The organism is Candidatus Thiopontia autotrophica (genome assembly GCA_014384675.1).
Lineage (GTDB): Bacteria > Pseudomonadota > Gammaproteobacteria.
In genome coordinates this window covers 1-26,424 of record JACNFK010000015.1, presented here as the reverse complement: position 1 = coordinate 26,424, position 26,424 = coordinate 1, and the positions used below count along the sequence as shown (strand labels likewise).

General features: G+C 47.7%; 27 protein-coding genes and 1 other RNA gene. 21 read left to right on the top strand and 7 right to left on the bottom strand.

What is annotated here, in order from left to right; all coding sequences use genetic code 11:
• The first annotated feature begins 2 nt into the window (after positions 1–2).
• The 14 genes from H8D24_01385 to H8D24_01320 all read left to right on the top strand — a co-directional run bounded on the left by H8D24_01385 (position 3) and on the right by H8D24_01320 (position 15,120).
• Entirely contained in the window at positions 3–752 is a 750-nt protein-coding gene (locus H8D24_01385; GenBank protein ID MBC8519048.1) for a sirohydrochlorin chelatase, read from the top strand.
• Positions 749–1,432: a precorrin-8X methylmutase gene (locus H8D24_01380; protein MBC8519047.1), complete on the top strand. Its 684-nt coding sequence runs from the start codon at positions 749–751 to the stop codon at positions 1,430–1,432. The genes H8D24_01385 and H8D24_01380 overlap by 4 nt, the downstream gene beginning before the upstream one ends.
• Positions 1,422–2,528, top strand: coding sequence for a cobalt-precorrin-5B (C(1))-methyltransferase (locus tag H8D24_01375; protein ID MBC8519046.1), 1,107 nt, complete (start codon positions 1,422–1,424; stop codon positions 2,526–2,528). Before H8D24_01380 ends, H8D24_01375 begins: the two co-directional genes overlap by 11 nt.
• Positions 2,528–3,826, top strand: coding sequence for a precorrin-6y C5,15-methyltransferase (decarboxylating) subunit CbiE (cbiE, locus tag H8D24_01370; protein MBC8519045.1), 1,299 nt, complete (start codon positions 2,528–2,530; stop codon positions 3,824–3,826). The genes H8D24_01375 and cbiE overlap by 1 nt, the downstream gene beginning before the upstream one ends.
• A 14-nt stretch (positions 3,827–3,840) precedes the next feature.
• The gene (gene cobI, locus H8D24_01365) at positions 3,841–4,599 is read left to right on the top strand and encodes a precorrin-2 C(20)-methyltransferase (protein ID MBC8519044.1); all 759 of its coding nucleotides are present in this window, start codon (positions 3,841–3,843) and stop codon (positions 4,597–4,599) included.
• Positions 4,596–5,741 (top strand): cobalamin biosynthesis protein, encoded by a 1,146-nt coding sequence (locus H8D24_01360; GenBank protein MBC8519043.1) that lies wholly within the window; start codon positions 4,596–4,598, stop codon positions 5,739–5,741. The genes cobI and H8D24_01360 overlap by 4 nt, the downstream gene beginning before the upstream one ends.
• A complete protein-coding gene (gene cobJ, locus H8D24_01355) occupies positions 5,738–7,069 on the top strand; it encodes a precorrin-3B C(17)-methyltransferase (GenBank protein ID MBC8519042.1) in 1,332 nt (443 codons plus the stop codon). The genes H8D24_01360 and cobJ overlap by 4 nt, the downstream gene beginning before the upstream one ends.
• A gap of 242 nt (positions 7,070–7,311) precedes the next feature.
• Positions 7,312–11,127 (top strand): DUF3683 domain-containing protein, encoded by a 3,816-nt coding sequence (locus tag H8D24_01350; GenBank protein ID MBC8519041.1) that lies wholly within the window; start codon positions 7,312–7,314, stop codon positions 11,125–11,127.
• Positions 11,128–11,345: 218 nt separating this feature from the next.
• Positions 11,346–11,519, top strand: coding sequence for a hypothetical protein (locus tag H8D24_01345; GenBank protein ID MBC8519040.1), 174 nt, complete (start codon positions 11,346–11,348; stop codon positions 11,517–11,519).
• 334 nt (positions 11,520–11,853) lie between these two features.
• The gene (locus tag H8D24_01340) at positions 11,854–12,126 is read left to right on the top strand and encodes a hypothetical protein (GenBank protein ID MBC8519039.1); all 273 of its coding nucleotides are present in this window, start codon (positions 11,854–11,856) and stop codon (positions 12,124–12,126) included.
• 14 nt (positions 12,127–12,140) lie between these two features.
• Positions 12,141–12,494 carry a winged helix-turn-helix transcriptional regulator gene (locus H8D24_01335; GenBank protein MBC8519038.1) on the top strand — a complete coding sequence of 118 codons (354 nt, stop codon included), beginning with the start codon at positions 12,141–12,143 and terminating at the stop codon, positions 12,492–12,494.
• A gap of 122 nt (positions 12,495–12,616) precedes the next feature.
• Positions 12,617–12,760 (top strand): hypothetical protein, encoded by a 144-nt coding sequence (locus H8D24_01330; protein ID MBC8519037.1) that lies wholly within the window; start codon positions 12,617–12,619, stop codon positions 12,758–12,760.
• A gap of 279 nt (positions 12,761–13,039) precedes the next feature.
• On the top strand, positions 13,040–13,750 hold the full coding sequence (locus tag H8D24_01325; GenBank protein ID MBC8519036.1) for a response regulator transcription factor: 711 nt from the start codon (positions 13,040–13,042) through the stop codon (positions 13,748–13,750).
• Positions 13,747–15,120 carry a hypothetical protein gene (locus H8D24_01320; protein MBC8519035.1) on the top strand — a complete coding sequence of 458 codons (1,374 nt, stop codon included), beginning with the start codon at positions 13,747–13,749 and terminating at the stop codon, positions 15,118–15,120. Before H8D24_01325 ends, H8D24_01320 begins: the two co-directional genes overlap by 4 nt.
• Before the next feature lie 407 nt (positions 15,121–15,527).
• On the opposite strand, the gene rpiA is transcribed toward H8D24_01320, so the two are convergent.
• Positions 15,528–16,193: a ribose-5-phosphate isomerase RpiA gene (gene rpiA, locus H8D24_01315; GenBank protein ID MBC8519034.1), complete on the bottom strand. Its 666-nt coding sequence runs from the start codon at positions 16,191–16,193 to the stop codon at positions 15,528–15,530.
• 73 nt (positions 16,194–16,266) lie between these two features.
• Here rpiA and ilvA point away from each other — a divergent pair, with 73 nt between their 5' ends.
• The 5 genes from ilvA (at position 16,267) to yaaA (ending at position 21,996) form a co-directional block, all read left to right on the top strand.
• The gene (gene ilvA, locus H8D24_01310) at positions 16,267–17,778 is read left to right on the top strand and encodes a threonine ammonia-lyase, biosynthetic (GenBank protein MBC8519033.1); all 1,512 of its coding nucleotides are present in this window, start codon (positions 16,267–16,269) and stop codon (positions 17,776–17,778) included.
• A 63-nt stretch (positions 17,779–17,841) separates the two neighbouring features.
• Positions 17,842–18,885: an AAA family ATPase gene (locus H8D24_01305; GenBank protein MBC8519032.1), complete on the top strand. Its 1,044-nt coding sequence runs from the start codon at positions 17,842–17,844 to the stop codon at positions 18,883–18,885.
• On the top strand, positions 18,882–20,087 hold the full coding sequence (locus H8D24_01300; protein MBC8519031.1) for a hypothetical protein: 1,206 nt from the start codon (positions 18,882–18,884) through the stop codon (positions 20,085–20,087). Before H8D24_01305 ends, H8D24_01300 begins: the two co-directional genes overlap by 4 nt.
• Positions 20,060–21,220, top strand: a complete 1,161-nt coding sequence (locus H8D24_01295) for a hypothetical protein (GenBank protein MBC8519030.1) — start codon at positions 20,060–20,062, stop codon at positions 21,218–21,220. The genes H8D24_01300 and H8D24_01295 overlap by 28 nt, the downstream gene beginning before the upstream one ends.
• Entirely contained in the window at positions 21,220–21,996 is a 777-nt protein-coding gene (gene yaaA, locus H8D24_01290) for a peroxide stress protein YaaA (protein ID MBC8519029.1), read from the top strand. The genes H8D24_01295 and yaaA overlap by 1 nt, the downstream gene beginning before the upstream one ends.
• 19 nt (positions 21,997–22,015) lie before the next feature.
• Here the strand turns inward: yaaA and H8D24_01285 are convergent, their stop codons facing one another.
• From H8D24_01285 to H8D24_01260, 6 genes are all read right to left on the bottom strand, one after another.
• The gene (locus H8D24_01285) at positions 22,016–22,315 is read right to left on the bottom strand and encodes a hypothetical protein (protein ID MBC8519028.1); all 300 of its coding nucleotides are present in this window, start codon (positions 22,313–22,315) and stop codon (positions 22,016–22,018) included.
• Positions 22,316–22,374: 59 nt separating this feature from the next.
• The gene (locus H8D24_01280) at positions 22,375–22,596 is read right to left on the bottom strand and encodes a hypothetical protein (protein ID MBC8519027.1); all 222 of its coding nucleotides are present in this window, start codon (positions 22,594–22,596) and stop codon (positions 22,375–22,377) included.
• Between the two features lie 201 nt (positions 22,597–22,797).
• Positions 22,798–23,385 carry a 5-formyltetrahydrofolate cyclo-ligase gene (locus H8D24_01275; GenBank protein MBC8519026.1) on the bottom strand — a complete coding sequence of 196 codons (588 nt, stop codon included), beginning with the start codon at positions 23,383–23,385 and terminating at the stop codon, positions 22,798–22,800.
• An 18-nt stretch (positions 23,386–23,403) separates the two neighbouring features.
• Positions 23,404–23,588, bottom strand: a non-coding RNA gene (ssrS, locus tag H8D24_01270) — 6S RNA.
• Positions 23,589–23,628: 40 nt separating this feature from the next.
• Positions 23,629–23,943, bottom strand: coding sequence for a cell division protein ZapA (locus tag H8D24_01265; protein MBC8519025.1), 315 nt, complete (start codon positions 23,941–23,943; stop codon positions 23,629–23,631).
• Positions 23,940–24,194 carry a TIGR02449 family protein gene (locus H8D24_01260; protein MBC8519024.1) on the bottom strand — a complete coding sequence of 85 codons (255 nt, stop codon included), beginning with the start codon at positions 24,192–24,194 and terminating at the stop codon, positions 23,940–23,942. Before H8D24_01260 ends, H8D24_01265 begins: the two co-directional genes overlap by 4 nt.
• Before the next feature lie 234 nt (positions 24,195–24,428).
• On the opposite strand from H8D24_01260, the gene H8D24_01255 reads away from it, so the two are divergent.
• Together H8D24_01255 and pepP are read left to right on the top strand one after the other, a co-directional pair.
• On the top strand, positions 24,429–25,010 hold the full coding sequence (locus H8D24_01255; protein MBC8519023.1) for a UPF0149 family protein: 582 nt from the start codon (positions 24,429–24,431) through the stop codon (positions 25,008–25,010).
• Between the two features lie 8 nt (positions 25,011–25,018).
• Positions 25,019–26,326, top strand: coding sequence for a Xaa-Pro aminopeptidase (pepP, locus tag H8D24_01250; GenBank protein ID MBC8519022.1), 1,308 nt, complete (start codon positions 25,019–25,021; stop codon positions 26,324–26,326).
• Positions 26,327–26,424: the final 98 nt, after the last annotated feature.

Genomic DNA, 26,424 nt, shown 5'->3' with positions numbered 1-26,424 from the left:
GCATGAGAGAGAAGATATTGCTGGTTGGTCATGGCTCAAGGAGTGTGGCCGGTAACCAGGAGATAGAGAAGTTTGCCGGACAGTGGCGTAACCGCAACAGAGAGTGGGATATTGATCTCTGTTTTATTGAGCTGGCTGATATTCTGATTGCAGAAGGGCTGGAGCAGGCGGCACAATCTGCAGAGAAGATTATTGTGGTCCCACTTATTCTTAATGCGGCAGGCCATGTGAAGGAGGAGATTCCGGAGTTTATCAGCGAGGCGGCAGAAAAATTCCAGGACAGGGAGTTCCGTTATGCAAAGCATCTAGGGGTAAATGACAAAATTCTGGATATTCTGAAACGCTCTCTGCACAATGTGTTGGCCGATATGGAGTCGCCAGATCCGGCAAAGACAGGGGTGGTGCTATTGGCACGAGGATCTTCAGATCGTCATGCCAATGGAGAGATGGCGATGATGGCGCGCTGGTTATATGAGGAGAGTGAGGTTAAGCAGGTTGAGCTGGCATTTACTGGAATTACCTCTCCAAAACTGGAGGATGTTGTGCAGCGGCAGATGGCTGCCGGGATGACCCATGTTGCTATACTTCCTTACTATCTCTTTACTGGAACATTGATAGAGCGTATTCGTGGACAGGTTGAGAAGTTGAGAAAAGAGTTTCCAGAGGTTGAGTTTGGATTAGGCAACTATTTTGGATTTGAAAATGAGATCTTTGATCTGCTGGATCAGAGAGTAATTGAGGCGCAGAGATGAGTAAAGAGAGACAAAATATTGTAACCGAGCAGCTGACCCAGGCTGGGCAGAAGATTGAACATGACTCTTTCTCGATTGTGGATCAGGAGGCTGGGACACGAGACTACAATAGTGAACAGTGGCAGGTTGTGCGCCGTATGATCCATGCCACTGCAGATTTCGAGTTTAATGGTCTGACCGGTTTCCACCCTGATGCGGTAAAGGCCGGTCTGCAGGCAATTCTCTCTGGTGGATCAGTGGTGGCTGATGTGGAGATGATATGCGTTGGACTCTCCAGACCGCGACTAGGCCACTTTGGGGTAACAGTGCAGCAGTTTATCTCTGATGATGATGTAATTGAGCAGGCGCGTAGCGAGAATACGACACGTGCTGTGCAATCCATGCGCAAGGCCAATCGTCTTGGCCTGATTGATGGGGGAATTGTTGCAATTGGCAACGCCCCAACTGCACTGCTTGAGGTTAATCGGATGATTCGTGAGGACGGTGTACGTCCGGCACTTATTGTTGGTATGCCTGTAGGCTTTGTCTCTGCAGAGGAGTCAAAAGAGGATCTGAGCCAGATCTCAGAGGTGCCATGGATTATCACCAGAGGAAGAAAGGGCGGTTCAACCCTGGTGGTTGCCGCGCTCCATGCGCTGCTTGCATTGGCAGAAGCAGCACAGAGGAAAGATGCAGCGTAACAAGAAAAAGGGGTCTCGCAAGGGATATACCACAGGGGCAAATTCTGCTGCTGCGGCACGTGCTGCAGTAATTGGATTGATTAGTGGTGAGGTGCCTGATGAGGTGGAGGCTCTTCTGCCAAACGGTGAACGTGTTCTCTTTCCAGTTATCGATGGTGCGGTAACCCCGGATAGTGCGCATGCGGTGGTGGTAAAAGATGCGGGCGATGATCCTGATGTTACAGACAAGGCCCATATGACAGCAGATGTCAGGATACTAGAGAGTAGTTCTGGGGTTATTGAATTATTGGGTGGGGTTGGAGTAGGTACTGTAACTCGTCCCGGACTAGGGCTTGAGGTCGGCAAGGCTGCAATTAATCCAACCCCAAGAAAGAATATTGAGGAAAATATTCGTGAGGTTGGTTCAGCACTATTGAAGAGAGCTGGTATTGAGATAATAATTTCGGTGCCGGATGGTGAGGAGCGCGCTAAACGTACTCTGAATCACCGTCTGGGCATTCTTGGTGGCATCTCAATTCTTGGCACAACGGGAATTGTTCACCCATATTCGACTGCAGCATTCAGGGCAAGTGTTATTCAGGGGATTGAGGTGGCTGCAAGGCAAGGGCAGGATACAGTTGTTCTGACTACCGGAGGCCGTACTGAAAAATTTGTGATCAGATCACTTCCTGAGCTGGATGAGTCCTGCTTTGTACAGATGGGTGACTTTCTGAGTTATGCACTTGATACGGTAGTTGATCAGGGTATAGCGCATGTGGTGATTGGAGGTATGGTTGGCAAGCTGACCAAGATGGCGCAGGGTGAAACTATTACCCACGCAAACAGAAATGCAGTCAACACAGGGTTGTTGGCAGATCTGGCTGCCAAACTTGGGGTAGAGCAGAAGATATGTGATGAGATTCGCGATGCAGACACTGCACGTTTCGCTAGTGAGCGTATGGAGGAGATTGGTCTTACGGCGCAGTTCCACCATGCCCTGGCAGAAAAGGTTATCGCAACCCTGTCGGGACGCTATCCGGGTAAATTCTCCATCAAGGTTTTGGTTTGTGATTTTGATGGAAACCCCCTTGCTCAAGCTTTCAAAGAGATAAATTAATGGACAGATGTAGAGTGATCGGAGTTCTGGATAACGGCTTTAGTGGTCTTGCCGAAAGCCAGCAGCAGCTGATTGCCAATGCAGATCTGGTGATTGCCGGTAGTCGCTTACTTGCTCTGCTCTCCAATAATTTCAAGGAGGGATCGGAGCAGAGGAATATGACAGGAAAATTCAGTCAGGTGCCTCAGTGGATAGATGATGCTCTTGATGATTCCAGATCAGTTATAGTGCTGGCAACAGGGGACCCTCTCTGTCATGGAATAGGGAGCTATCTGGCGTCAAAACTTGGTATGGAAAAGTGTGAAATTATTCCCAATATCTCCACTCTACAGGTGGCCTGCTCACGTTTTGGTATCGCCTGGCAGTCTGCATCAATATGCTCCATCCATGGTGCTGATGCAGGGGAGTGGGTAGAGGAGCCGGATCCTGAGCATGGTCTCTACAAGTTGTTGCAAAAGATAAGAGGCGAGCAACTGCTGATTGTCTTTACCAGTTCAGCAAACAGTCCGGACAGAGTTGCACGCATGATGTTGATGGAGGGGTTCAGTAACGGATGGCAGATGGCGGTTGCAGAGAATCTGCTGCAGAGTGGTGAAAATCTGGTGGGGCCAATCTCTATTGAAGATAGCGCAGAACAGAAGTTCTCGGATATGAATATCATGCTGTTGTGGAGGGACAGTTCTCTGGATGAGGAGAGTTCGTTGCTTCCTCTGTTTGGCATCGAGGATAGTGAGTATTCCCAGAGAAGGCCTGACAGAGGGCTAATCACAAAGCGTGAGGTAAGAGCTCTGTCACTGGCCAGAATGCAGTTGTCTGCAGATAGTGTGGTATGGGATATCGGGGCTGGATCGGGGTCAGTTGGCCTTGAGGCTGCAAGAGTTGCATCTGGCGGGCATGTTTATGCCATTGAGAAGAATGAGGCTGATGCAGAGAATGTACGTGAAAACAGAAAACGTCTGCAGATTACCAATTACACCCTTGTGGTTGATAAGGCACCATCCGGAATTGATGGGTGGCCGGATCCGAACGCAGTATTTATTGGTGGCAGTGGTGGAAATCTTGAGCTTCTGGTCAGAAAAATTTTACATAGAATGAGGCCTGGTGGGTGGCTGGTCATGAACTTTGTCACTCTGGAGAATCTTGCAGAGGTTACAGCAGTATTGAAGCAGGAGGGTGCAGAGTGGGATGTAACCCAGATGCAGGCGTCACGCAGCTCTCCTATTCTGGAGATGCATCGAATGCAGGCAGAGAATCCGGTATGGATCGTCTCGGCCAGGAAACAACAGAACAGTAAATAGTAGAGAGTAGTGGAATGAGCAAGCAGGGAAAGCTGATAGGAGTATCTGTGGGCCCGGGTGATCCGGGGTTGATTACCAGAAGAGGGTGGGAGTTGTTGAGCAATCCAGAGATGGTATGGACCTATCCTGCACGCAATGAAAAGAGTGACAGTTTTGCGCTTGGTATTGTGCAGCGCTCAGGACTGGAGATGCCAGAAGAGCATACCAGACTTGTTTTTCCCATGACTCATGATCTCGAGAAGTTATCAAAGGCCTGGCTACGGGCCGCTAAGACGGTTCTGGATATTCTCAACAGGGGCAAGGATGTACTGTTTCTGGTTGAGGGTGATGCATCCACCTATTCTACCTTCGGTCACCTGGCAAAGAGCGTTAAGGGGCTGGATGAGAATGTAGAGGTTGAGACTATTGCTGGGGTCTCCTCATTTAATGCTGCTGCCGCCTCGGTACAGCTGCCGATTGCAGAGGTTGATGACACCATGGCCATCCTGCCTGCAGGGTACGGCGTATCCACAGTAGAGAAGTTGCTGGATGATTTCGATAGTTTGGTGTTGATGAAGGTTAAGCCACTGATGGATGATCTGATAGAGATGCTTGAGAGCAGAGGGCTATTGGAGAGCTCTGTCTTTGTAGAGCGTGTAGGAGCGCCAGATGAGAGAGTGGTGCATGATCTCCGCACCCTGCGTGGAGAGAAGGTTAACTACCTCTCTCTTCTTCTGGTCAAGAATCCAGGCAGGGTTAAAGGCGAGATCAAAAGAGGATGCAGAAAAAGATGAGTGTGGTATCGCCACGGGTAGCGCTGATTGCAATCACCAAGCATGGTGTTAGTCAGATGGTTGCACTGGCTGCCAAGATGGTCTCCTCGGATATAGAGGAGTTGACTGTCGTAACCTCCAGGAAGTTTGCGTCAGAGGTTGAGTCAGTTGACTGTAATAAGATTATCTACCAGGGGGCCATGCGTGCCCAGATGGCAAGTTTGATGGAATCATTCGATCAACTGCTGTTTTTTGTCTCTCTTGGAGCGGTTGTGCGTCTTGCGGCGCCTCACCTTAAATCGAAGGATGAGGATCCGGGCATCGTGGTGGTTGATGATGCCGGCAAGTTTGTTATTCCGGTGCTCTCTGGGCATGTTGGGGGGGCAAACGAGTATGCGGAAAAGATTGCATCCATACTGCAGGCAACAGCAGTTGTAACCACAGCATCGGATGTGGGGAAAACCATCCCAGTTGATATTCTTGGTCGTGAGTTGGGGTGGAAGATAGAGGCACCCAAAATAAACATAACCCGGGTCTCGGCGGATGTGGTGAACGAGGAGCCAATTGCTTTTGTGCAAGAGGCGGGGAGCAGAGATTGGTGGAGAAGGGATAGCGCACTTCCTGCAAATATTCATCTGTTTGACAGTTTTGAGGATGTTGATCTCACCCAGATAAAGTCGCTGCTCTGGGTAACAAATCAGGATATTCCAGCTGCTGTTTGGGATCAGTTGGACGAGAGGCTGGTTGTCTATCGCCCACCCAGGAGATTAATGTTGGGTGTTGGATGTGATCGTAATACCCCGCTCGAAACTGTTGAGACCGCACTCTCTAACGCTCTGAAACAGATAAATGCCAGCCATGATCAGGTTGATGGTATGGCAACAATTGATAAGAAGAGTGATGAGGTTGCGCTCCTGCAATTGGCAGATAGCCATGGGTGGAGGTGTACCTACTTTTCTGCAGAGCAGCTCTCTGAGGTCGAGGTTCCAAACCCCTCGGATGTGGTAATGAAATACATGGGTACCCCGGCAGTGGCAGAGGCTGCTGCAATATTGGCGGCAGAGACCACGATGGATGACCTGCTGATAGAAAAATACAAGTATCGTGGCAAGGATGGAAAAAATGCCACGATATCTGTTGTTGAGATAAAGGAACAGGGATGAGCAGAGGAAAAATATTGATGGTTGGGTTTGGTCCGGGTGATCAAGCCAACATGACTCTCCGGGCACGTCAGGCCATTGAAGAGTCGGATGTTGTGATTGGGTACTCCACCTACATCAAACTGGTAAAAGGGATGCTGGACGGCAAGGAGGTTATCAAAAAGGGGATGACCGAGGAGGTTGATCGCAGTATCGAGGCCTATGAGCATGCAAAAATGGGGAAGACAGTTGCCCTGATCTCATCAGGTGATATAGGTGTATATGGTATGGCAGGGCCAACCTATGAGGTTCTGTTTCAGTCTGGATGGATGCCGGGTAACGACGACATCAAGGTTGAGGTGGTTCCTGGAGTGACAGCGCTATCTGCCTGTGCCTCTCTGGTTGGGGCGCCACTGACACATGACTTCTGTTCGATCTCGCTTTCCGATCTGCTCACCCCTTGGCCAACCATTGCCAACCGGGTGGAGGCGGCAGCTTCCAGTGATTTTGTGGTTGCCCTCTATAACCCAAAGAGTGGGCGTCGTACCCAGCAGATTGTCGAGGCTCAAAAAATACTTCTGCGTTACCGGGATCCTGAAACCCCCGTGGCTATAGTCAAGTCGGCATATCGTGCACTGGAAGATATCCAGATAACTACACTAGCCAAAATGGCTGACTACAAAATTGGCATGTTGACCACAGTGCTTGTTGGTAACCATACAACTACTGTTAATCATGGTCTGATGGTGACACCGCGGGGCTACTCAAATAAATATGACGCTCTTACTGGTGATGTTAGGGATGGAGAGAAGGCGGGCCACTCGTTAAGTATGGGGCTTGATGGTTGGGGGGCTGTAGTGCGAGAGTGGTTGAGTGAAAACCAAAAGGCCACCTTGCGGGCGGCATCAACCTATTTTAAGCGGCCGGTGGGGGAGATCCTTGATGCTATACAGATGCAGACAGATGGTGATAGGGCAGGCCTGTTTGAGGTAGCAATGGTTGACCCTGCAAACCATCTCAAGGCTCTCCAATCTGCAGAGAAGTGGGGAAAATTACGTGTTGTGGTTCGCTCTGATGCCGGCGCAGTATCAGAGCTGTTGGTTGAGAATCTTGAATTTGAACGGCGTGGTGATTGGCTAAACCTGGAGCATGATAATTTCCATCTTCATATTAATTGGGCAGAGGTTGCTCAGGTATGGTTCTCCACAAGAGGGGATAATCAGCGAGGACTCTATTTTTTGAATGGGTATGGAGATCTTCTGTTTCATATCCTGCTGGTCAGGGGGGAGGAATCATTCAATACTGATTGTGAGAAGATGTTTAAGGATAGTTGGGGGAGACTGGCCAGGTAATTAACCAGAATATCAGGATATTCTTATAAAACGATAATAAAAACAATAGGTTGACAACTGTTTTCTTAATGATTATATTGGCTGTCCGCATATTGGAGGACACCTGACAGTATCGGCAAAATAAGAAAAATAAGACGAAATACAATAATAATAATTAAAGGGCAATATTGCGGCTTCCGAAAGAGATTTCAGAAGCCGTTTTTATTTTTTGACTTCCCCTCCCTGCGGTATCATATGCTCCTATGACTGGGACCATCCATCAAGCTCACAGAATTCGTGAGATTCCATACAACTACACATCTTTTTCAGATAGAGAAATTATTATTCGCTTTCTGGGAGAGGAGATGTGGCATGTGCTCGATGAACTGCGAGGGCAGCGCCAGACGGGACGTTCTGCGCGCATGCTGTTTGAGGTGTTGGGTGATATCTGGGTCGTACGTCGTAACCCATACATTCAGGACGACCTGATTGAGAACGTAGGTCGACGTAACGCTCTTGTTGATGCACTCAACCATCGTCTGGATCAGATTGTAAGCCGCGCCGATGGTAATGAGCTTGCGCTTCAATTGGCAGAGAAGAGCAGAGAGGCGGTTGATGAGTTCAGGTCATGGGTCAGCTGTCAGGCCGAGATGCGCAGGCGCACTCTCAAGAGACTCTCTCGCATTACCAGAAAAGATAATATTCAGTTTGATGGTCTTGCCCGTGTATCTCATGCTACTGATGCATCAGACTGGCGTGTAGAGCTTCCGTTTCTGGTGGTTACCCCGGATAGTGAACAAGAGGTCAGGGATGTTGTTGAGGCCTGCATTGATCTTGCTTTGACCATAATTCCTCGAGGCGGAGGCACAGGATATACAGGTAGTGCCGTACCTCTTGAGGCCAATAGTGTTGTTATCAATGTTGAGCGACTTGAGAAGCTGGGGCAGGTTGTTGAACGCAAAATTCAGGGCGTAGACAAACCTGTAGCAACCATCGAGGTAGAGTCTGGAGTAGTTACCCGGAGGGTAAGCGAGGCGGCAGAGGCTGCTGGAGTTGCTTTTGCAGTTGATCCAACCTCACAGGATGCCTCAACCATTGGCGGCAATATTGCAATGAATGCCGGAGGCAAAAAGGCAGTACGCTGGGGCACAACACTGGATAATCTTGTTTCCTGGAAGATGGTCACACCCCAGGCAGAGTGGCTTGCGGTAGAGAGGCTGAACCATAATCTGGGGAAATTGCATGATCAGCCATATGCGGAATTCAGGATTCAGCTCTTTGAAAAAGATGGGATCACAGAGAAGAGTGAACCACAGATCCTGCAGATTCCATCAGAGCAGATGCGCAAGCCAGGACTTGGCAAGGATGTTACAAACAAATTTCTGGCAGGTCTGCCGGGTGCACAAAAAGAGGGCTGCGACGGACTGATAACATCAGCTCTGTTTGTGCTACATAAACAGTCACCGCAGCTACGAACCCTCTGTCTCGAGTTCTTTGATCCTGATCTGCACAGAGCAGTGCCTGCTATTGTTGAAACCATAGATATCATTAAGCAGAGTAGAGGCGTGGTTCTATCTGGGCTAGAGCACCTTGATGAGCGTTATGTGAAAGCTGTCCAGTACAGCACCAAGGCGGCGCGGCCAGATCTGCCAAAGATGGTGCTGCTTGCCGATATTGGTGGCGAGAGTGATGAGCTGCTAACGGATGTAATTAACTCTGTGGTTGATGCTGCAGAGAGGCGTGGAGCAGAGGGATTTATTGCTGTTAGCTCTGAGGCTCGTAGAAATTTCTGGCTGGATAGATCCAGAACAGCTGCAATTGCCGCCCATACCAATGCATTCAAGATTAATGAGGATGTGGTAATTCCACTGGACCGCCTGGCTGACTATGGGGATGGTATAGAGCGGATAAATATTGAGCAATCTATCCAGAACAAACTGAGTGGCCTTGATGAGCTTCAGGAGCTGATCAAGAAGATAAACAGACATACGGCACAAGGTGATAACAGTGAGGAGCATCAGCAGATTCTGGTCTCGAAACAGAGTGCTGCAAATGAACTGATAGATCAGATAAAAACACGTTGGAGCCTGCTGTTACAGAATATGGATAACAGTTATGGGTCTCTCCAAATTGAGCGCGATCCAGATCTCTCTGAATCACGCACACTGTTTAGATTGCTACAACGCCGTGATCTCAGAGTCTCATGGAAGAGAGAGATAGAGCATCCTTTAAAGGAGATATTCTCCGGTCAGGAGATGGTTAAATTAAGAGACGAGTTTGACCTCTTGCACTCCAGGATAAAATCTCGCCGCCTCTTCGTGGCCACCCATATGCATGCAGGTGATGGAAACGTCCATACCAACATTCCTGTCCACTCCAATAACTATGAAATGCTGCAGGAGGCGGAGCGGATTGTGGACCGCATCATGGAGCTGGCCCAATCACTGGGTGGGGTGATCTCGGGGGAGCATGGGATCGGCCTGACCAAGATCCATTATCTGAATCAGAAAGAGATTGATGCCTTCAAGGGGTACAAGGAGCGTGTGGATCCAGAGGGGCACTTCAATCGTGGCAAGCTCATGGCCGGTTCCGGGCTGGAGGATGCCTACACCCCCTCACTGCAGCTGTTGGCACAGGAGGCGCTGATCCTGGAGGCTAATGATCTGGGTAGCCTCAACCAGATGGTCAAGGACTGCCTGCGCTGCGGCAAGTGCAAACCGGTCTGTACCACCCATGTTCCGGCAGCCAATCTGCTCTACTCCCCACGTAACAAGATTCTTGCAACTGGCCTGATGATTGAGGCGGTGCTCTATGAGGAGCAGACCCGTCGTGGTATCTCGCTGCGCCACTTTGAGGAGATGAATGATGTGGCAGACCACTGCACCATCTGTCATCGTTGCGTAACACCATGTCCGGTCAATATTGATTTTGGTGATGTCACTGTACAGATGCGTACCATCCTCAAACGTCAACGCAAACGGTGGTTCAAGCCGGTAGGTTGGATCTCTATGCAGTTTCTCAATGTAACCGATCCCCGTCTGATCAAGATTATGCGTACCGGGCTGGTGACATGGAGCTATGCACTACAGAGATTGGGTCATCAGCTTATGCGTGGCTCAGGGCTGCTGCAACGACAGAAGCGTCCCCCTGCCACAACCGGCAAACCGGAGATCAAGAGTCAGGTAGTTCACTTCTTCCATCGGCCTATGCCGGGGAGCATGTCACAGAAGAGCCCCAGAGCGCTACTGGGCATAGAAGATCGTCGCTATATCCCAGTGTTAAGAAACCCAGAGACCACATCAACAGAGTCAGAGGCAGTTTTCTACTTTCCTGGCTGTGGCTCCGAGCGCCTTTTCGGGGAGGTGGAGATGGCCTCACTTAGCATGCTCTATGCGCTGGATGTGCAGACAGTCCTTCCTCCTGGGTATCTATGTTGTGGCTATCCGCAACGTGCCTCTGGTGATGAGGAGAAGGGGCACCAGATCTCGATGGGTAATCGCATCCTTTTCCATCGTATCGCCAACACCCTCAACTACCTTGATATAAAAACTGTACTGGTATCCTGCGGCACCTGTATGGATCAGCTGATGCAGTACGAGTTTGAGAAGATATTCCCCGGCTGTCGTCTGCTTGATATCCATGAATATCTGCTGAAGAAGGGGGTCAAGCTGGAAGAGAACAGTGAAAAATATCTATTCCATGATCCCTGTCATAGCCCAATGAAGCAGTTTGACTCAATCCAGGTGGCATCGGGGCTGACCGGTTCTAAGGTGCAGCTATCAGATCGCTGCTGTGGCGAGTCCGGAACCTTTGCCGTTACCCGTCCCGATATTGCAACTCAGGTGAAGTTCAGAAAAGAGCAGGAGCTGAAAAAGGATATCAGCGGGCTCAGCAGCGTAGAAAAAATTCTCACCTCCTGCCCATCTTGCCAGCAGGGGTTGATCCGTTATCAAGAGAGCACGGGATTGAAAGTAGACTATCTGGTGGTTGAGATAGTGAAAAAGCTGCATGGTGACCAGTGGCAACAGCAGTTTCTGGACAGGGTAAATGGAGGCGGGATGGAGCAGGTGCTGCTCTAGGATGACTAAATCAAAGGCTCCCCGGCTCTCATGCAAATAGACACTGGCTTGGCAAGAGACCGTCGTATCAGACTGTTTTCTTGGGTTATGACACATTAGTTTGTCATAACTTCCCTCAAAATATTGTGTATTGTTAAAAGTGTCCCGCCACTGGAGGAGGCGTAGAAACTTTGGTGGAGAGGGACACCAAGTTTAATCCCTAGCTAAAGGAAATAGAGATGAATATTCAGGGACGCCACGCCAATACAGAGCAGTCTGCTGCGCTCAAAAAACAGCTTGAGAAAATATTTGCTGAAAATAGAGAAAAGCAGGAGAGCTACAGAGAATTGTCGAAAAAAAGAGATGAGTCCCGGCTCAGTGGAACCCTCACATCTTTATTTAATGTGCGTTAAGTAGGGATTTTTACGATCTCTATTACCAGCTTAACCTCAGCTCATTCACCATCTGAGGGATTGTAAAGGAACCCCTGTTACATCTATTCCTGATGACTGAAAGATCAACCAATAAGTCAGACTGGTCACTCAATAACTGCTTGTAATCCCCCATCTTGCAATCCCTTGTGTAGATTGATTGGTCATTGCAAACAACTATCATGAGCTATGTCAATTAAGAGTTGTGCTAATTGACATATACGTAATTCTTATCATACCATGAGAAGCAATGTTACTCGATCGAGCGCTGTAATGAGTGACTGTTAAGGATTTTGTTGTGTTGAGGAGGAGTGAGATGAGAGCTGCAGGATATGATATTGAGGGGTTTGTTGATTTTTGGAATGTGCTGAATCAGTTCGGCCTAAAGGCTCGTGTACTACCCACGAAAGAAGAGGTGGAGATTTCAGATCAGTTTGGGCATAAAGTAAACAAGAAATTTTCTGATGTGTTGTTGGGCAAAGAGGGGTGTGTCATCTGCATACGCAGAATTGCAGAAAAATTTGAGAAGCAGACCTTTCCCAGCATGCGTGGCGTCAGTGATCCAAAAGATGGTTATCTGTCTAGTTAGCTTGGGTGATAGGCATGACAGATAAAACTGAAATGCTACTAAATGCAACAGAGATGGAGAGAGTTTCTGACGTATTAAAGGCCATGAGCCATCCAACCAGACTGAAGATACTCTGTTATCTGGGTGATCAAGCAAAAACAGTTAGTGATGTTCTGGCATCTGTTGGTACCACCCAAAGCAACATATCCCAGCACATTGAGACTCTAAGAAAAGCTGGCGTAATTCAATCCAGGCGTGTACATAATAAGGTCTATTGTTCCGTTGATCCTGTAGAGGTTTTGCCGCTCTTGAGCCAGGTAAAGAAGGTGTTCTGCGATAACCAAAATGAGGATATAGACCTCGGCATCGTAAAAATGCTCGTTGTCTAGGGCATCTCGAGTTATTGTCAAAAGTGGTGTTCAGGCTCACGGATATATCTATATATGGTCATCATGCGGTAACAGTCATAGATTAGACTGTGGTCTGAAATTTTCATAGACAAGGATTGATTATGAAAAAAACAGGTAAAAACCGTTTCAAGGCACTACTTGATCCCATTAGTGAAAGGTTGGTTGTTCTGGCTGCCCTGCTTATGTTCTCGATGTTTGCAATTTTAGCCATTCACCCATTCGTTATTCTTGGGATATCGTTGTAGAGAAAACACGCAGTTCGGCCTGTTTGTGGCCATCGAATGGGTTGATAGAGCGCTCAATAGATAAACCATATGTTGGGTTTTGGTTGGTTGTGGTAACAGTTTGGTAACAAACAATCGCTATTATTACATTGTGATTTATTGATTTATATCTATAACGAATATGGATATTGGTCAAAGACACATTAATATTCAATAAAATCTTTACATTAGGTTTTTATGAACTACCCTCAGGGGAAGGGAACCATGAAGGTGCTTTATAGCGCTGGATGGAGGATGGGCATGGATAAAAAAATTCTTATCGTTGAGGATGACTGTGGATTGGCTGGTGCTGTCCGCACTCTTCTTGAAGAAAACAACTTTGCAGTGATCTTGACAGAGTATGGTTCTGAGGTAGAGGATATTCTATCCAGGGAGAATCCTGCGCTGATAATACTTGATGTAATGCTGCCTGATGGTAGTGGCTTGGATGTCGCTAGCCACATTCGTGGATCTGGAAATACCATACCAATTCTATTCGTATCTGCCCTTACCAGAACAGACGATGTTGTTGCTGGTCTTCAAAGCGGTGGTGACGACTACCTAAGAAAACCTTTTGATCCAAGAGAGCTGCTGGAGAAAATCAAGGCAATGATCCGCAGCAGAGAGTCACTGCTGGTAAAACAGAATAGAGAAGAGAAAGTGGTGGTCTTTGGAAAGAACAAATTTAATCGTGAATCACATATCTTAGTCAGAGATGGTGAAGAGGTTGACCTTAGTCCAGCAGATACGGTTTTATTGCAGATCTTTCTTGATAAAGTGGGCAGGGTACTGAGTAGAGACTATCTTGTGACTCAGATACATGCGTATGAACAGGATGTAATGGATCGCAGTATTGATGCTCGTATCAATCGCCTGAGAAAAAAAATTGAGGATGATCCATCTTCCCCAGATTTTCTGATAACAATCAGGGGATTTGGATACCGCTTTAGTCTCGATAAAGTTACCAAATGAAACGCTTAGAGAGATGCCTGGAAAACTGCTCAATAATAAGCCAAAGTTCATTGATATTTGCAGGGACAATTTTTATTGTTGCTATTCTGAATGGCTTGCTATTCATAGCCCTTGTTGTTCATCCTAGTGTTGACCAGTCTGCCAGGGATTTTTCTGATCTTCTGATTAACTCGGCACGCTCTATCCATCGGTTCAAAGATGGAACATCAAGAGATAGTGATTATGTACAATCTATACTGGAAACTAATAAGCTGACTCTTGGTGACCATCGCAACCCACTGAAGAGTATGGTCTCATTTGACCCATATTTGATCCACCTCGGGGATATGCTTCGGGATAAAGTTCATAGTAGTGATTTTTCAATACTGACCTCTGTAGAAGAGAGTGGTGAAACTTACCATTGGGTTGATCTTGATGTGGATGGTGAAGTAATTCGTATTGGTTTCAGTGAGAAGAGGTCACACATTCACTTTGGCTGGTCCATAATTCTGTTGTTTGTGTTGTGGACAATATTTACTCTGGCTGGGACCGTTCTGGCATCCAGGAAAATTACCCAGCCAATAAGGGACCTGGAAAATGATCTTGGCAAAACTGAACATCCAGACGGGTGCTGTGTTGTTCAGGAAAAAGGCCCGAAAGAGATTCGATCCCTAATCAAGAATATAAACAGGCTATCCTCACGAATTCAGACACTACTGAAGAACAGGACAACCATTCTTGTAGGGGTTTCACATGATCTGCGTACCCCCTTAAGCAGGATAAGGGTCTATCTGGAGCTATTGAGAAGCCCAGATAATACTGATCTGGTTGAGAAGATAGAGAGTGACATCAAGGTAATGGACGAGTTGATCGACAGCTCAATGGATTTTGGAGAGGCCGCACTGTCATCAGAGATACAGATGGTTGATCTTGGTGTTCTTATAGATGGTGTGATCAAGCAATATGCAACCTCCACTACACCAATCAATTTCACTCAGGGAAAATGTTGTCATATCAAGACCAATTCAACGGCAATCCGCAGAGTGGTTGGTAATCTGATTGAGAACGCCATCAAGTTCGGGAGAGATCATGAGGTCACTGTCTATTGTCATAAGGAGAGAGGTGACCAAATATCACACCTTGAGGTTGAGGTGAAAAATGGTGGTGACAACATTCCAGAGGAGCTACTTGAGACTGTGTTTGAGCCATTCTACAGGGTGGATGAATCCAGAGGTAACTCACATCTTGGTAGCGGCCTTGGGCTGGCCATTGCCAGACAGCTTGCCGAGCTTCATGGAATGCACCTCTCCTTAAGAAACAGGAGTGGAGGTAGTGTGATTGCAAGCCTGATCATTCCAACTGACAGTGCGGAGCATCCGGCTGTCGCATAAAAAAGCCTGCCCATCATAGTCAGGGCAGGCAATGTCGCTTCAAAGGAAGTATCATGAAACTTGTTGTATTGCTACATACAACATCCCCACAGTATCAATACATTGTTACCAGATGATTACGGACATAAAAAAACCCGCCAGTGATATCTATAACTGACGGGTCTCAGGCCAATCTATGGGAGAAGGGCCTGAGATTTGAGGTTTATCCGGAGAGTCCGAGGAGGAGGAGGGACAATTAGGAGTCCACCTCAAATCGTGGGACCATTATGCTAAACCAATGTTACTGTATGATGACCGTTCGTAAATTATTTTATGATTATTTGAAGGGCAGAATTGGGTTGTTTTCGGGCTCTAGTTTTCGGGCTCTAGAGCAATCTCCAACCATGAATAGAGCTTACTTGATGAATCTATTCAGGGTTGATGGCACGCACCCCGTTAGGTGTTCCCAACAACAGCACGTCGGCTGGACGCATTGCAAACAGCCCATTGGTGACCACGCCAACAATATTGTTTAGCTTCTGTTCAACCACTGTAGGTTCCATGATTTTGAGGTTGCGGACATCAATGATGATGTTGCCATTGTCTGTAGTGAATCCTTCACGTAGTACAGGCTGTCCACCAATCTGTTTGATGATCTCGCGGGCAACATAGCTCTGTGCCATTGGGATCACCTCGACTGGAAGGGGAAAATCACCCATTACATCTACCAGTTTGCTCTCGTCGGCGATACAGACAAATTTGTCTGCAACTGCTGCCACAATTTTTTCACGGGTCAGTGCACCACCACCCCCCTTGATTAGGTGGAGTTGGCTGTTGGATTCGTCTGCGCCATCCACATAGATAGACATGTTGCTGACAGAGTTGAGGTCCAATACCTCGATACCATGTCCACGCAGACGTTCTGCTGTGGCCTCAGAGCTGGCTACAGCCCCTTTAACTTGATTTTTTATAGTGGCCAGAGCATCAATGAAGAAGTTGGCGGTTGAGCCTGTGCCCACCCCAATAATCTCTCCTGGTACTACATGCTCCAGTGCTGCCTCGGCAACGGCCTTTTTCATCTCATCTTGAGTCATATTCTATTTCTCCATGTTCTGTTTTATGTAATGTCTGTTTGCTGTCTGGTTTTGTACAAGTATACTGTGAGCCATGCCAAAAAAATATATTGAAAAAATACTTAAGGCGCGTGTCTATGATGTGGCACGAGAGACACCACTGGAAGAGGCGCGTGGCCTGTCCGAGCGTTTAGGAAACAATGTGCTGATTAAGCGAGAGGATCTGCAGCCGGTATTCTCTTTCAAGTTGCGTGGTGCATATAACAAGATGGCTAGCCTTAGTGATGAGGAGTTAAGGCGTGGTGTGGTCGCAGCATCTGCTGGCAACCATGCGCAAGGGGTCGCACTCTCTGCTCAGCAGATGGGTGTTAAGGCGACGATTGTGATGCCCAAGACTACGCCCGAGATCAAGGTGCAGGCGGTGCGCAAGTATGGTGCCAAGGCAGTTCTGTTTGGTGATGCCTATGATGATGCCTACCAGAAGGCGTTGGAGCTCTCTGAGGATAAGGGGCTGACGCTGGTTCATCCATATGATGATCCTGAGGTGATTGCCGGGCAGGGAACTATTGCAATGGAGATTCTGCGTCAACATGCGGGCAGGATTGATGCAGTCTTTATCCCGGTTGGTGGCGGCGGACTGATTGCCGGTATGGCAGCTTATCTAAAATATCTCTACCCGGATATTCGTGTAGTAGGAGTTGAGCCTGAAGATGCGCCAACACTTCATAATGCACTGAAGAGCAAGCGTCGGGTGGTGCTGGATCAGGTTGGTATTTTTGCTGATGGTGTTGCGGTTAAACAGATCGGCAAGGAGACCTTCAGGCTGGCACGCAAACTGGTGGATGAGGTGGTGTTGGTCAGCTCTGATGAGATCTGTGCTGCTATCAAGGATATTTTTGACGATACCAGGTCAATTGCCGAACCTGCGGGTGCACTTGCTGTAGCTGGGCTAAAAAAATATGTAGAACAGAATAGTGTAGAGAAGCAGACACTGATTGCGGTGGATAGTGGTGCCAATATTAATTTTGATCGTTTGCGTCATGTGGCTGAGCGTGCAGAGATTGGGGAGCGCAAAGAGGCTGTTCTTGCAGTAACAATTCCAGAGCGTCCTGGCAGTTTCAAACGGTTTTGCAAGTTGCTTGGAAAACGTCAAATTACTGAATTTAATTACCGTTATGCCGACCAGGCAGATGCCCATATCTTTGTTGGGGTGCAGCTTGGCACTGGAGAAGATCCACATCATCTGATCTCACGTCTGGTTGATAAGGGGTATCCGGTTGAGGATCTATCTGACAATGAGGCAGCAAAACTGCATGTCCGTTATATGGTTGGGGGGCGTCAGTCTGGTATTGATAATGAAATTCTCTATCGTTTTGAATTTCCGGAACGCCCCGGGGCACTATTGCAGTTTTTAACCAATCTGGGCCGTACCTGGAATATCAGTCTGTTTCATTACAGAAACCATGGCGCAGCATTTGGTCGTGTTCTGTGCGGGGTTCAGGTGCCGTCTGAAGAGCGTGCAGATTTCCAGAAATTTCTTGATGATCTTGGGTATCACTACTGGGAAGAGACAGAGAATCCCGTCTATAAGCTCTTTTTGAGTTAGTCGATAAAGCCTCACTAAATTGGTATGATATTCTGCCAATTTAATGATAGCGAGAATAGTTAGATGAGACCTGCACAATTGCTCTCCATTCTGGAGCGTGAGTATCAAAGTGCCGACTCTGGCCACCATACACCTGTAATGCTATGGGGGCCGCCTGGTGTCGGCAAGTCCCAGATGGTGGCGCAGATAGCCGAGAGCGGGAATGGACGTGTAGTAGATATACGACTTTCACAGATGGAGCCAAGTGATCTGCGAGGAATCCCATTTAACAAGGATGGCCTGGTAGAGTGGTCTATTCCTGCTCTGTTGCCTGATGCCTCTCGTCATGGTGAGCACGGCATTCTGTTTCTTGATGAGATAACCTCTGCACCACCCACAGTATCAGCGGCAGCATACCAACTTATTCTCGATCGCAGGCTTGGCGAGTATAGAGTGCCAGATGGCTGGGCCATATTTGCGGCAGGCAATCGGCAGGGGGATAGGGGGGTTACCTATACCATGCCGGCACCTCTGGCGAATCGATTTTCCCATTATGAGGTGGATGTAAATCTTGATGACTGGGTTAGCTGGGCTTGGAAGAGTGGTGTTGATGAGAGGGTTATATCATTTCTCCGTTTTAGACCAGAGCTACTTTTTGATTTTGATCCTGCCCATAATCCTGTTGCTTTTCCATCTCCGCGCTCCTGGGAGTTTGCCCACCGTGCACTTAACAAGTTTGAGCCCAACAGCGAGTTGTTGAGAGGTGCGCTGCAGGGATGTGTGGGAAATGCTGCAGGCATTGAATTGGCGGCATTTATAGAAAATCTTCATAACCTTCCTGATCTCGATATGATTCTTTCAGGAGAGGGTGCTGATGTCCCCAAGGAGATTGATCTGCAGTATGCAGTTGCAACAGCCTTGGTGGGCCGTGCAATCAAGTTAAGGGATAGCGACAGGCTTGAGAGTGTGCTCGGCAATGTTCTTGATTATGCTGGCCGTTTTCCTCAGCGTGAGATGGGGGTAATGCTGGTCTCTGATCTGCATCGTGCGGTTGGGGAGAAACTGTTTGCGGTACCACAATTTGGAGAGTGGGCGAAAGCGATCGCTGATGTGATGCTCTACGAATGAGTGAGGTAGTTGATACAAAGTTGAGTGCAGCACGTACCAGATTGATTCTGGAGCGCCCATTTTTAGGGGCACTTGTATTGCGTCTGCCGCTGGTTGAGGCATCACCAGGCTGGTGTAAAACCACAGCAACAGATGCACGTTCTATCTATTACAATGCTGAATATATCTCTGCGCTGACATCCAAACAGGTTCAGTTCATGTTGGCTCATGATGCGCTGCACTGTGCGCTATCCCATTTTTCGCGCCGTCAACATAGAAACAGACACCGCTGGGATGTGGCGTGTGACTTTGCCATAAATGCCATGTTGATTGGTGAGGATATGGTTCCACCAGACGATGTTCTATATCTGAAAAGTTTTGACGGGATGACGGCAGAGGAGATATATCCAATGCTGGATGAGGATGACGATCGGGAGACACTGGATCAGCATCTATATGATAACCATGATGATACTTCAGACAGTTCAGATTCTGAGCTGGATGCTTCCGATGCTCATGGTTCTGGCACACCTAATTCCGGTTGGGGTTATAGTGGTGCCTCGGGTCGTCCACCCCCTCTCGGTGAAATGGAGAGAAATTCTCTGGAGACCCAGTGGCAGCAACATCTCGCCGGGGCGGCACAGCAGGCAATGCAGGCAGGCAAGCTGGACGGTGCCATGGCAAGGATGGTTGACCACTTTCTCCAGCCTCGGTTGCCATGGAGAATGATGTTGGCTCACTATATGACAGCACGAGCGCGAGATGACTACAGTTACCTCCGTCCCTCATCACGCAGGGGAAGCGGGGCTATTTTTCCATCCCTGAGAAGCGGGCAGCTTGATGTTGTGGTCGCAATTGATACCAGCGGCTCAGTGAGTATTGACGAGATTGGGGAGTTTGTCTCCGAGATTAATGGCCTGAAGGGGCAGATTCGTGCAGGGGTTACACTGTTGATGAGTGATCAAGAGATTGTTGGAGAGCCCGTCAGATTCGAGCCATGGGAGCCTATGGAGGTTCAATCTGAGTTGATAAAGGGTGGAAGAGGGACCAGTTTCAACCCGGTTTTTCGGTGGCTTGAGCAACAGGATAGTCAGCCTGATATTTTGCTCTACTTTACTGATGCTGAGGGGAAGTTCCCGGCAGATCCACCACAGTTGCCGGTGATATGGCTGATCAAGGGTAGAGGGTGTGTGCCGTGGGGAGAGAGGATCCAGTTGAACTGATGTCGTTATCCAGTGAAGACCAGTTGCGTATTCAGGTGATGCTGCACAACAGCCCCAAGGCTATCCGTCTGGATGAGGCGCATATGACAATGTATGCACTGACGCCTAATGGTGAGGCATCAATCCCGCTCTCTCCAAACTGTAATAATGATCAATACCTGAGGTATGTTCGTGAGATGTTGTCGGAACATGTTCTGGGTAGTAGTGGGGGTTATCCTAACTATATTAAACGGTGGAGTCGCATGGGGCAGACGGGAGGGGTGCATCTTGGCAAGTTTCTTCTGTTGGGCGATCCGGAAGCGGTTGTTGCGGTAGCCAACTCCTCGGGGCTGAATGTTGAGTTGGCACATAATGTCTGGTGGACTGTTACCAATACGGTACAACAGGCAGAGCAGGGTACGCATATGTTGCGCCACCCCTGTGTGGTGAACAGTAGCCTGGGTAGAGAGATCGCTCAGTTTCTTGTTGAGCATCTGGCGTTTGTTACTGATACAGAGGAGGTGCTGTTGATTTTGTCCCTGTTACTGCAGGACGGCCTACTTGATGATGGTCAGATTGAGCGGATATGGCGACGAAGTCAGGAGCGTGGGAAGGGTATTTATCAGGTGGCATTTCTGCAGGCTAACCCCTTGTCACTGCCTGATCTGGTTGCGCCACATCCTCGGTACCAGGAGATTGTTGATGGGTGTGCAGCTCTGTCTGATAGTGGCAATAGTGCTGCAAAAACCATGATTACCATTGTCTCCTCCGAGGGGCAGACATTTATCGCTCTGGCCATAGAGTTACTTGGCAAGGTGGCAAATGAGGATTCTGTTTACGCCCTTATGAATGCCATTGGTGCCCTCTTTTCTGATATCGGAATACCTGCAACTGAGGAGAGATCGCTGGAGCTCTGTCAGTTGCAGGTTGGAGAGTGGATTGATGATGGCAGTATCAAGGCCGTTGCGGAACTGTTACAGAGCCATTCAGAATATCGGGACATGATGCAGGCAGTTATGTTGCTCTCATGTGTCAGGGAGGAGGTTTCATTTAGGATGGTTCTGCACAGTGGAGCTGTGGGGCGCTCTATCAGAAAAAAGCTGACTCCGCTGTTTGAGTTGATAAGAGCTAATCTGGAGACGTTGCAAAAATAATGTTACTACTGATTTCACCAGCCAAAAAACTTGAATTTGAAGAGGTGGCACCAGATATAGGCTTCTCGGAACCAGAGCTGATAGGGAAGGCTGAGTACATTGCCTTAATTATGAAGCAGTATAGTGAGAGTGATCTGAAGAGATTAATGAAATTAAGTGACAATCTTGCTCGTCTGAATTTTGAACGTTACAGACGGTGGACAACAGACACCTCAGAGCAACGATCCAAACAGGCGATTCTTGCCTTTAGGGGTGATGTATATGCAGGCATGGCTGCCACAGCGTTTGAGCAGAGAGACTTTGATTATGCTCAAGCCCATTTAAGAATCCTCTCTGGGTTGTATGGGGTGTTGCGCCCTCTTGATATGATTCAGCCACACAGATTAGAGATGGGTACCAGGCTTAAAAATCGTAAGGGGGATAACTTGTATGATTATTGGCGTGGAGAGAGTGCCTCATTGATTAATCGTGATGTAGAGATATCTGGTGGGGAGATCATTAATTTGGCATCCAGCGAGTACTTCAAGTCCGTGGATGGGATGCTGGATTATCCTGTAGTTACTCCTGTTTTCAAGGATGAGAAAAATGGCCAGTATAAAATTATTAGCATATATGCCAAAAAGGCACGTGGAATGATGTGTGATTTTGTTATTCGTAATCGTCTGGATAGAGCGGAACAGTTGCAAGATTTTTCTGCCGCAGGATATCGCTTCTCGGAAGAGGGATCAGATAGTGGTCAGTTACTGTTTTTGCGAAAAGAGTCCGCCCGACCCTGATTGAGTCAGGTGAAAATATCTATTTGTCGCGGCGTAGCAGAAATAAAAATAGTAATAGAGCAACAAGTCCAACCAGTCCACGATCACTGTTGCCGTTTGTGATAACTTCAGAGCCAGATTTAGCGGCTGTAGTGGTATCAGCAGTTGATCCGGTTGCGGTTTGAACTATTTCTGTAAGGTTTCCAATAATGCCGGTTGTCCCCGGGAACAGAATATCAATAATTATGAAGGTGATTATAAGCATGACACCAAAATCGGTAAGAATTTTTAACCATGAGGTGGCACGGTTGATAGTCTCTTTTATCGGTGAACTGTTCATGGTGTCTGCCTTTTTGTCTGTAACACCCCCTCCGAAGAGGGGGGTCTACTTAAAGATGATTATCTGTTAAGTAATGCTGCAAGTACAATCAGTGTAATTAAACCATTAACTCCACTGAACTGGGATACAACGTTGCCGATGCCCCCAACAACTCCGGGCATTCCAAGAGCCCCTGCACCAAATACAACCTCGATTAAAAGGCCGAGCCCGATTAATGACATTAACAATCCAGTAAGTCCACGTACAACGCTACCAACGGTAGAAAATGCATTATCAAACATATCGAATAACCTCTCTATGTAGTTAAGAAAATAAGCCTGTATTAACAGACTTGCGGCAACAATATATTATTCAATCAATAAGTCAATATTATTGTAATCAATATTGTTTATTAATAATAAGCTAAATAAAATAAGTAGTTCCTGATTTTAAATGCAAATATTACCATACTGTTTTCTAATTAGTTTATGGCTATAAACTAATTAGAAAACAGTAACCCCTTTCTCTGTGGCAATGCCGTCAAGTGGAATATCCCACGGCTCTTTTTTTATTGATTTAACCTCCTGGAATGAGTGGGCCACTCCAAGCAGAAATGGACGCCTGCTATTGCTCGAGCGTTTTGGATGAGAGAAGGTTCTATCATAATATCCGCCGCCCATCCCTATGCGTCCTCCAGCTGAATCAAAAGCTACAAGTGGGGTAAGCACAAGATCAAGGGTCCAGGTTGGAGTTGGTTTTGGAGGAAATATCTCCGGTTCCGGAATCCCATATTTATTGATAACAAGATTGCTATCTTCATGGAGTGGAGCAAACCATAATCTGTTGCCATGCAGTCTGTTCAAGACAGGGAGAAAACACTCCTTACCATCGTGAATAGCTCGATCAATAATTAGCTCGGGATCCTGTTCCCCGTCACTGGCAATAAATCCTGCAATTCTGCGGCTACGCTTGAAAACATGGTGGTTGATCAAGTGGCCAAAGAGCTCTGCCGAGTTGGCCTGGCGCACCGCTTCAGGAAGAGCACGTCTCTTCTCGCGGATTTTATTACGGAGAGTGGCGGTGGCTTTCATGAGGGGGAGTGTAGGGTGGTGTCTACCGTATGTACCGGTCGGGCCAACGTCCCTGAACCATAGAGTTCAAGGAGGGGAGCCTGAACTAAAGGTTTAGGCTTTCCGATAATCGGACCTGCACACGCCTTTAATAAAATTAGCTCCCAGGGTCGTGAGTTAAGGATCAAGGATCGAGTCCCGGTGATCAAATACTACAGTAGACACCAAAATCTATAGGTATATAAGCTACACCTGTTTGGGTAATTATTCAAGCTCTAATTGCTTGCCTTGGTGAAGTGCAGCCTCCACCTGGCCTCGCAGGCGAACCAGTTCATCCGCCACGTCAACTGCACCCTGCTGCTGATCAGAGTGATTATGCAGTAGTTCATGAGCAATGTTGAGTGCCGCCATTATGGCAATGCGATCCTGACCAACACTTTTCCCCTGTTTTCTTATCTCGCGCATTTTCTTGTCAACGATTGACGCTGACTCAATAAGTGAGTTTTGCTCTTCTGGAGGACAGGAGATCTTGTACTCTTTTTGCAGAATGCTGATGGTTACTGGTGTACTTTTGGTCATGACTGTTTTTCCAGTATTTTTACAGATGAGAGAATGGATTCAACACTCTTGACTGTAAGTTGATTTTTTTCCACCAACTCATCACGCTCTGTGATGACGTCCTGTATTTTTCCACGCAGATCTCCGTTCTCCTCACGCAAGGTATTACAGAGGCTAATCAGTTCGCCGATTCTGTGCTCCAGATTTTTGATCTCCGGCTGCCACTGGCTTCCACCCGCAGAACTCTTTTTTGTGGTTTTTTTCTTGGCCATAATGGGAGGACTATAGAGTGATCGTAATAAATCTTCAATAGTGAAAGAATATCTGAAAAAGATTAATGGGATGGGGGTTTGGGGGAAGGGCTCTATAGATGTTGTTGTAATATGCTGAATTATAACCCTTCCCCCATAAAATAACTTGTAAGGGAGATCTGATTGGGTCACGAAGTGACTTAATCAGAGCCTCCTGAAAGTTGCGCAGTTCTCTGTATTTGAGAGAATGGGGGGATGGAAAAGATTCAATACAATGATGTTAGTGATGCATTAAGACGTTTATCACTCGCAATGGATGGGGCAGAGCTTCATGGCTCTTTCTGTGGTCGTCTGATGTCTGGCCATGCAGAGGATGAGATTGGCTGGCTCAAGGAGGTTGTTGGAGAGCGTGACGAGGCTAATCTGCAGGCCCGAGAGGATGTTGCCATGATAGCCAGGATGGTTGCTGATGTGGCTCAGCAATTGAATGGTGACGAGCTGCAGTTTGAGCTGTTTCTGCCGGAAGATGAGCCCCTTGATGTGCGTACCGAAGCTCTGGCTGCATGGTGTGAGGGATTTCTATATGGATACGGTATTGCATCAGCCAGTGAGGATTTTCAGGAGAGTGAGGTGCAACAGGAGTTTCTGAAAGACCTGATGGAGATATCTCGTGCCAGTTTCATCGAGGGAGAGGATGACCATGGGGATGAGGAGGATGAGATGGATTTCCTGCAGGTGGTTGAGCATGTACGTATTGGTACCATGCTTCTGTATGAGGGGAGCAATTCCGTAAAGAGCCCGATTGGCTCCCTGCCACTAAACGAGACTATTCACTAAGAAATATCATGAACCAGAATGTATTTGCAGGCCGTCGCAGGCAGCTGTTAAGAAAGATGAAGCCTGACTCCATTGCTATTCTGTCGGCAGCTCCACATCACATGCGCAACCGAGATGTTGAGTATTCATACCATCCTGAGAGTGACTTCTATTATCTGACCGGGTTTGCAGAGCCGGATGCGGTTCTGGTTATCAAGAAGAGCGGCAGTAAGGGGTCATGGATGCTGTTCTGTCAGGAGAGAGATCGAGAGCAAGAGCAGTGGACGGGCGAGAGGCTGGGGACAGAGCGTGCTGTTTCAGAGATGGGGATGACAGAGGCATGGCCTATTGGGCAATGGAGTGAAAAACTGCCGGATCTGCTTGCAGGAGTACAGTACCTCTATTTCAATCTGGGTGAGGAGAGCACGATTGAGCGGGGCCTGCTCAAGCAGTTGAGATTATTTCGCCAGCAGAGTCGTGCCGGTATTGTGACTCCGCAGACGGTGCAGTTGCTGGATCCGCTCTTGCATGAGATGCGCCTGATTAAGTCAGCTGCAGAGATTCGTCTTATGAAAAAAGCTGCAGCTATTACGGTTGCAGCACATCGCAGGGCAATGAGATATTGCCGTCCGGAGATATCTGAGTCAGAGGTCGAGGGGGAGATTCTTCACGAGTTTTCAGCTCATGGGGTACGGACTGTGGCCTATGATTCGATTGTGGCAGGTGGAAATAGTGCCTGTACGCTTCACTACATAAAAAACAGCAAGCAGCTCCAGAATGGTGAGATGGTATTGATTGATGCGGGAGCAGAGTATGATGGATATGCTGCAGATATTACTCGCACATTTCCTGTAAATGGCCGTTTTTCTACGGTGCAACGTCAGCTCTATGAGGTTGTTCTTGCAGCACAAAAAGCAGCAATAAGACAGATGCGCCCGGGCAGACGTTTTGATGCTCCCCACCGTGCCGCTGTAAGGGCTGTAACCAGGGGGTTGTTGGAGCTGAAAATTCTGAAAGGTGATCTTAGCAGTTTAATCAAGGATGAGGAGTACAAGAGATTCTATATGCATCAGACCAGCCACTGGCTAGGAATGGATGTTCATGATGTTGGTGAATACAAGGTGGGTGGCAAGTGGCGTCAACTGGAGCCGGGGATGGTGATGACAGTTGAGCCAGGGATCTATATCCCGCAAGGGATGAAAGGGGTTGCCAGGAAATGGCAGGGGATTGGTATTCGCATCGAGGATGATGTTGTGATTACCAGTAAGGGGTGCGAGGTTATAACCGAGGGGGCCCCCAGGAGCGTTGCCGAGATTGAATCATTGATGTCTCATTGAGTTTGATGACCTCTCAATAATTTTCTACCTATTTAAAATCCGAATGGCACTGCCTGACGGATAAGGGTAGAATTTTCAACTCAGTTTCGGATCGTGGG

What these genes read in the sequence shown, in the direction of transcription:
- H8D24_01385 (MBC8519048.1), top strand. Translation starts at nt 3, where the DNA reads ATGAGAGAGAAGATATTGCTGGTTGGTCATGGCTCAAGGAGTGTGGCC.
- H8D24_01380 (MBC8519047.1), top strand. Translation starts at nt 749, where the DNA reads ATGAGTAAAGAGAGACAAAATATTGTAACCGAGCAGCTGACCCAGGCT.
- H8D24_01375 (MBC8519046.1), top strand. Translation starts at nt 1,422, where the DNA reads ATGCAGCGTAACAAGAAAAAGGGGTCTCGCAAGGGATATACCACAGGG.
- cbiE (MBC8519045.1), top strand. Translation starts at nt 2,528, where the DNA reads ATGGACAGATGTAGAGTGATCGGAGTTCTGGATAACGGCTTTAGTGGT.
- cobI (MBC8519044.1), top strand. Translation starts at nt 3,841, where the DNA reads ATGAGCAAGCAGGGAAAGCTGATAGGAGTATCTGTGGGCCCGGGTGAT.
- H8D24_01360 (MBC8519043.1), top strand. Translation starts at nt 4,596, where the DNA reads ATGAGTGTGGTATCGCCACGGGTAGCGCTGATTGCAATCACCAAGCAT.
- cobJ (MBC8519042.1), top strand. Translation starts at nt 5,738, where the DNA reads ATGAGCAGAGGAAAAATATTGATGGTTGGGTTTGGTCCGGGTGATCAA.
- H8D24_01350 (MBC8519041.1), top strand. Translation starts at nt 7,312, where the DNA reads ATGACTGGGACCATCCATCAAGCTCACAGAATTCGTGAGATTCCATAC.
- H8D24_01345 (MBC8519040.1), top strand. Translation starts at nt 11,346, where the DNA reads ATGAATATTCAGGGACGCCACGCCAATACAGAGCAGTCTGCTGCGCTC.
- H8D24_01340 (MBC8519039.1), top strand. Translation starts at nt 11,854, where the DNA reads ATGAGAGCTGCAGGATATGATATTGAGGGGTTTGTTGATTTTTGGAAT.
- H8D24_01335 (MBC8519038.1), top strand. Translation starts at nt 12,141, where the DNA reads ATGACAGATAAAACTGAAATGCTACTAAATGCAACAGAGATGGAGAGA.
- H8D24_01330 (MBC8519037.1), top strand. Translation starts at nt 12,617, where the DNA reads ATGAAAAAAACAGGTAAAAACCGTTTCAAGGCACTACTTGATCCCATT.
- H8D24_01325 (MBC8519036.1), top strand. Translation starts at nt 13,040, where the DNA reads ATGGATAAAAAAATTCTTATCGTTGAGGATGACTGTGGATTGGCTGGT.
- H8D24_01320 (MBC8519035.1), top strand. Translation starts at nt 13,747, where the DNA reads ATGAAACGCTTAGAGAGATGCCTGGAAAACTGCTCAATAATAAGCCAA.
- rpiA (MBC8519034.1), bottom strand. Translation starts at nt 16,193, where the DNA reads ATGACTCAAGATGAGATGAAAAAGGCCGTTGCCGAGGCAGCACTGGAG.
- ilvA (MBC8519033.1), top strand. Translation starts at nt 16,267, where the DNA reads ATGCCAAAAAAATATATTGAAAAAATACTTAAGGCGCGTGTCTATGAT.
- H8D24_01305 (MBC8519032.1), top strand. Translation starts at nt 17,842, where the DNA reads ATGAGACCTGCACAATTGCTCTCCATTCTGGAGCGTGAGTATCAAAGT.
- H8D24_01300 (MBC8519031.1), top strand. Translation starts at nt 18,882, where the DNA reads ATGAGTGAGGTAGTTGATACAAAGTTGAGTGCAGCACGTACCAGATTG.
- yaaA (MBC8519029.1), top strand. Translation starts at nt 21,220, where the DNA reads ATGTTACTACTGATTTCACCAGCCAAAAAACTTGAATTTGAAGAGGTG.
- H8D24_01285 (MBC8519028.1), bottom strand. Translation starts at nt 22,315, where the DNA reads ATGAACAGTTCACCGATAAAAGAGACTATCAACCGTGCCACCTCATGG.
- H8D24_01280 (MBC8519027.1), bottom strand. Translation starts at nt 22,596, where the DNA reads ATGTTTGATAATGCATTTTCTACCGTTGGTAGCGTTGTACGTGGACTT.
- H8D24_01275 (MBC8519026.1), bottom strand. Translation starts at nt 23,385, where the DNA reads ATGAAAGCCACCGCCACTCTCCGTAATAAAATCCGCGAGAAGAGACGT.
- H8D24_01265 (MBC8519025.1), bottom strand. Translation starts at nt 23,943, where the DNA reads ATGACCAAAAGTACACCAGTAACCATCAGCATTCTGCAAAAAGAGTAC.
- H8D24_01260 (MBC8519024.1), bottom strand. Translation starts at nt 24,194, where the DNA reads ATGGCCAAGAAAAAAACCACAAAAAAGAGTTCTGCGGGTGGAAGCCAG.
- H8D24_01255 (MBC8519023.1), top strand. Translation starts at nt 24,429, where the DNA reads ATGGAAAAGATTCAATACAATGATGTTAGTGATGCATTAAGACGTTTA.
- pepP (MBC8519022.1), top strand. Translation starts at nt 25,019, where the DNA reads ATGAACCAGAATGTATTTGCAGGCCGTCGCAGGCAGCTGTTAAGAAAG.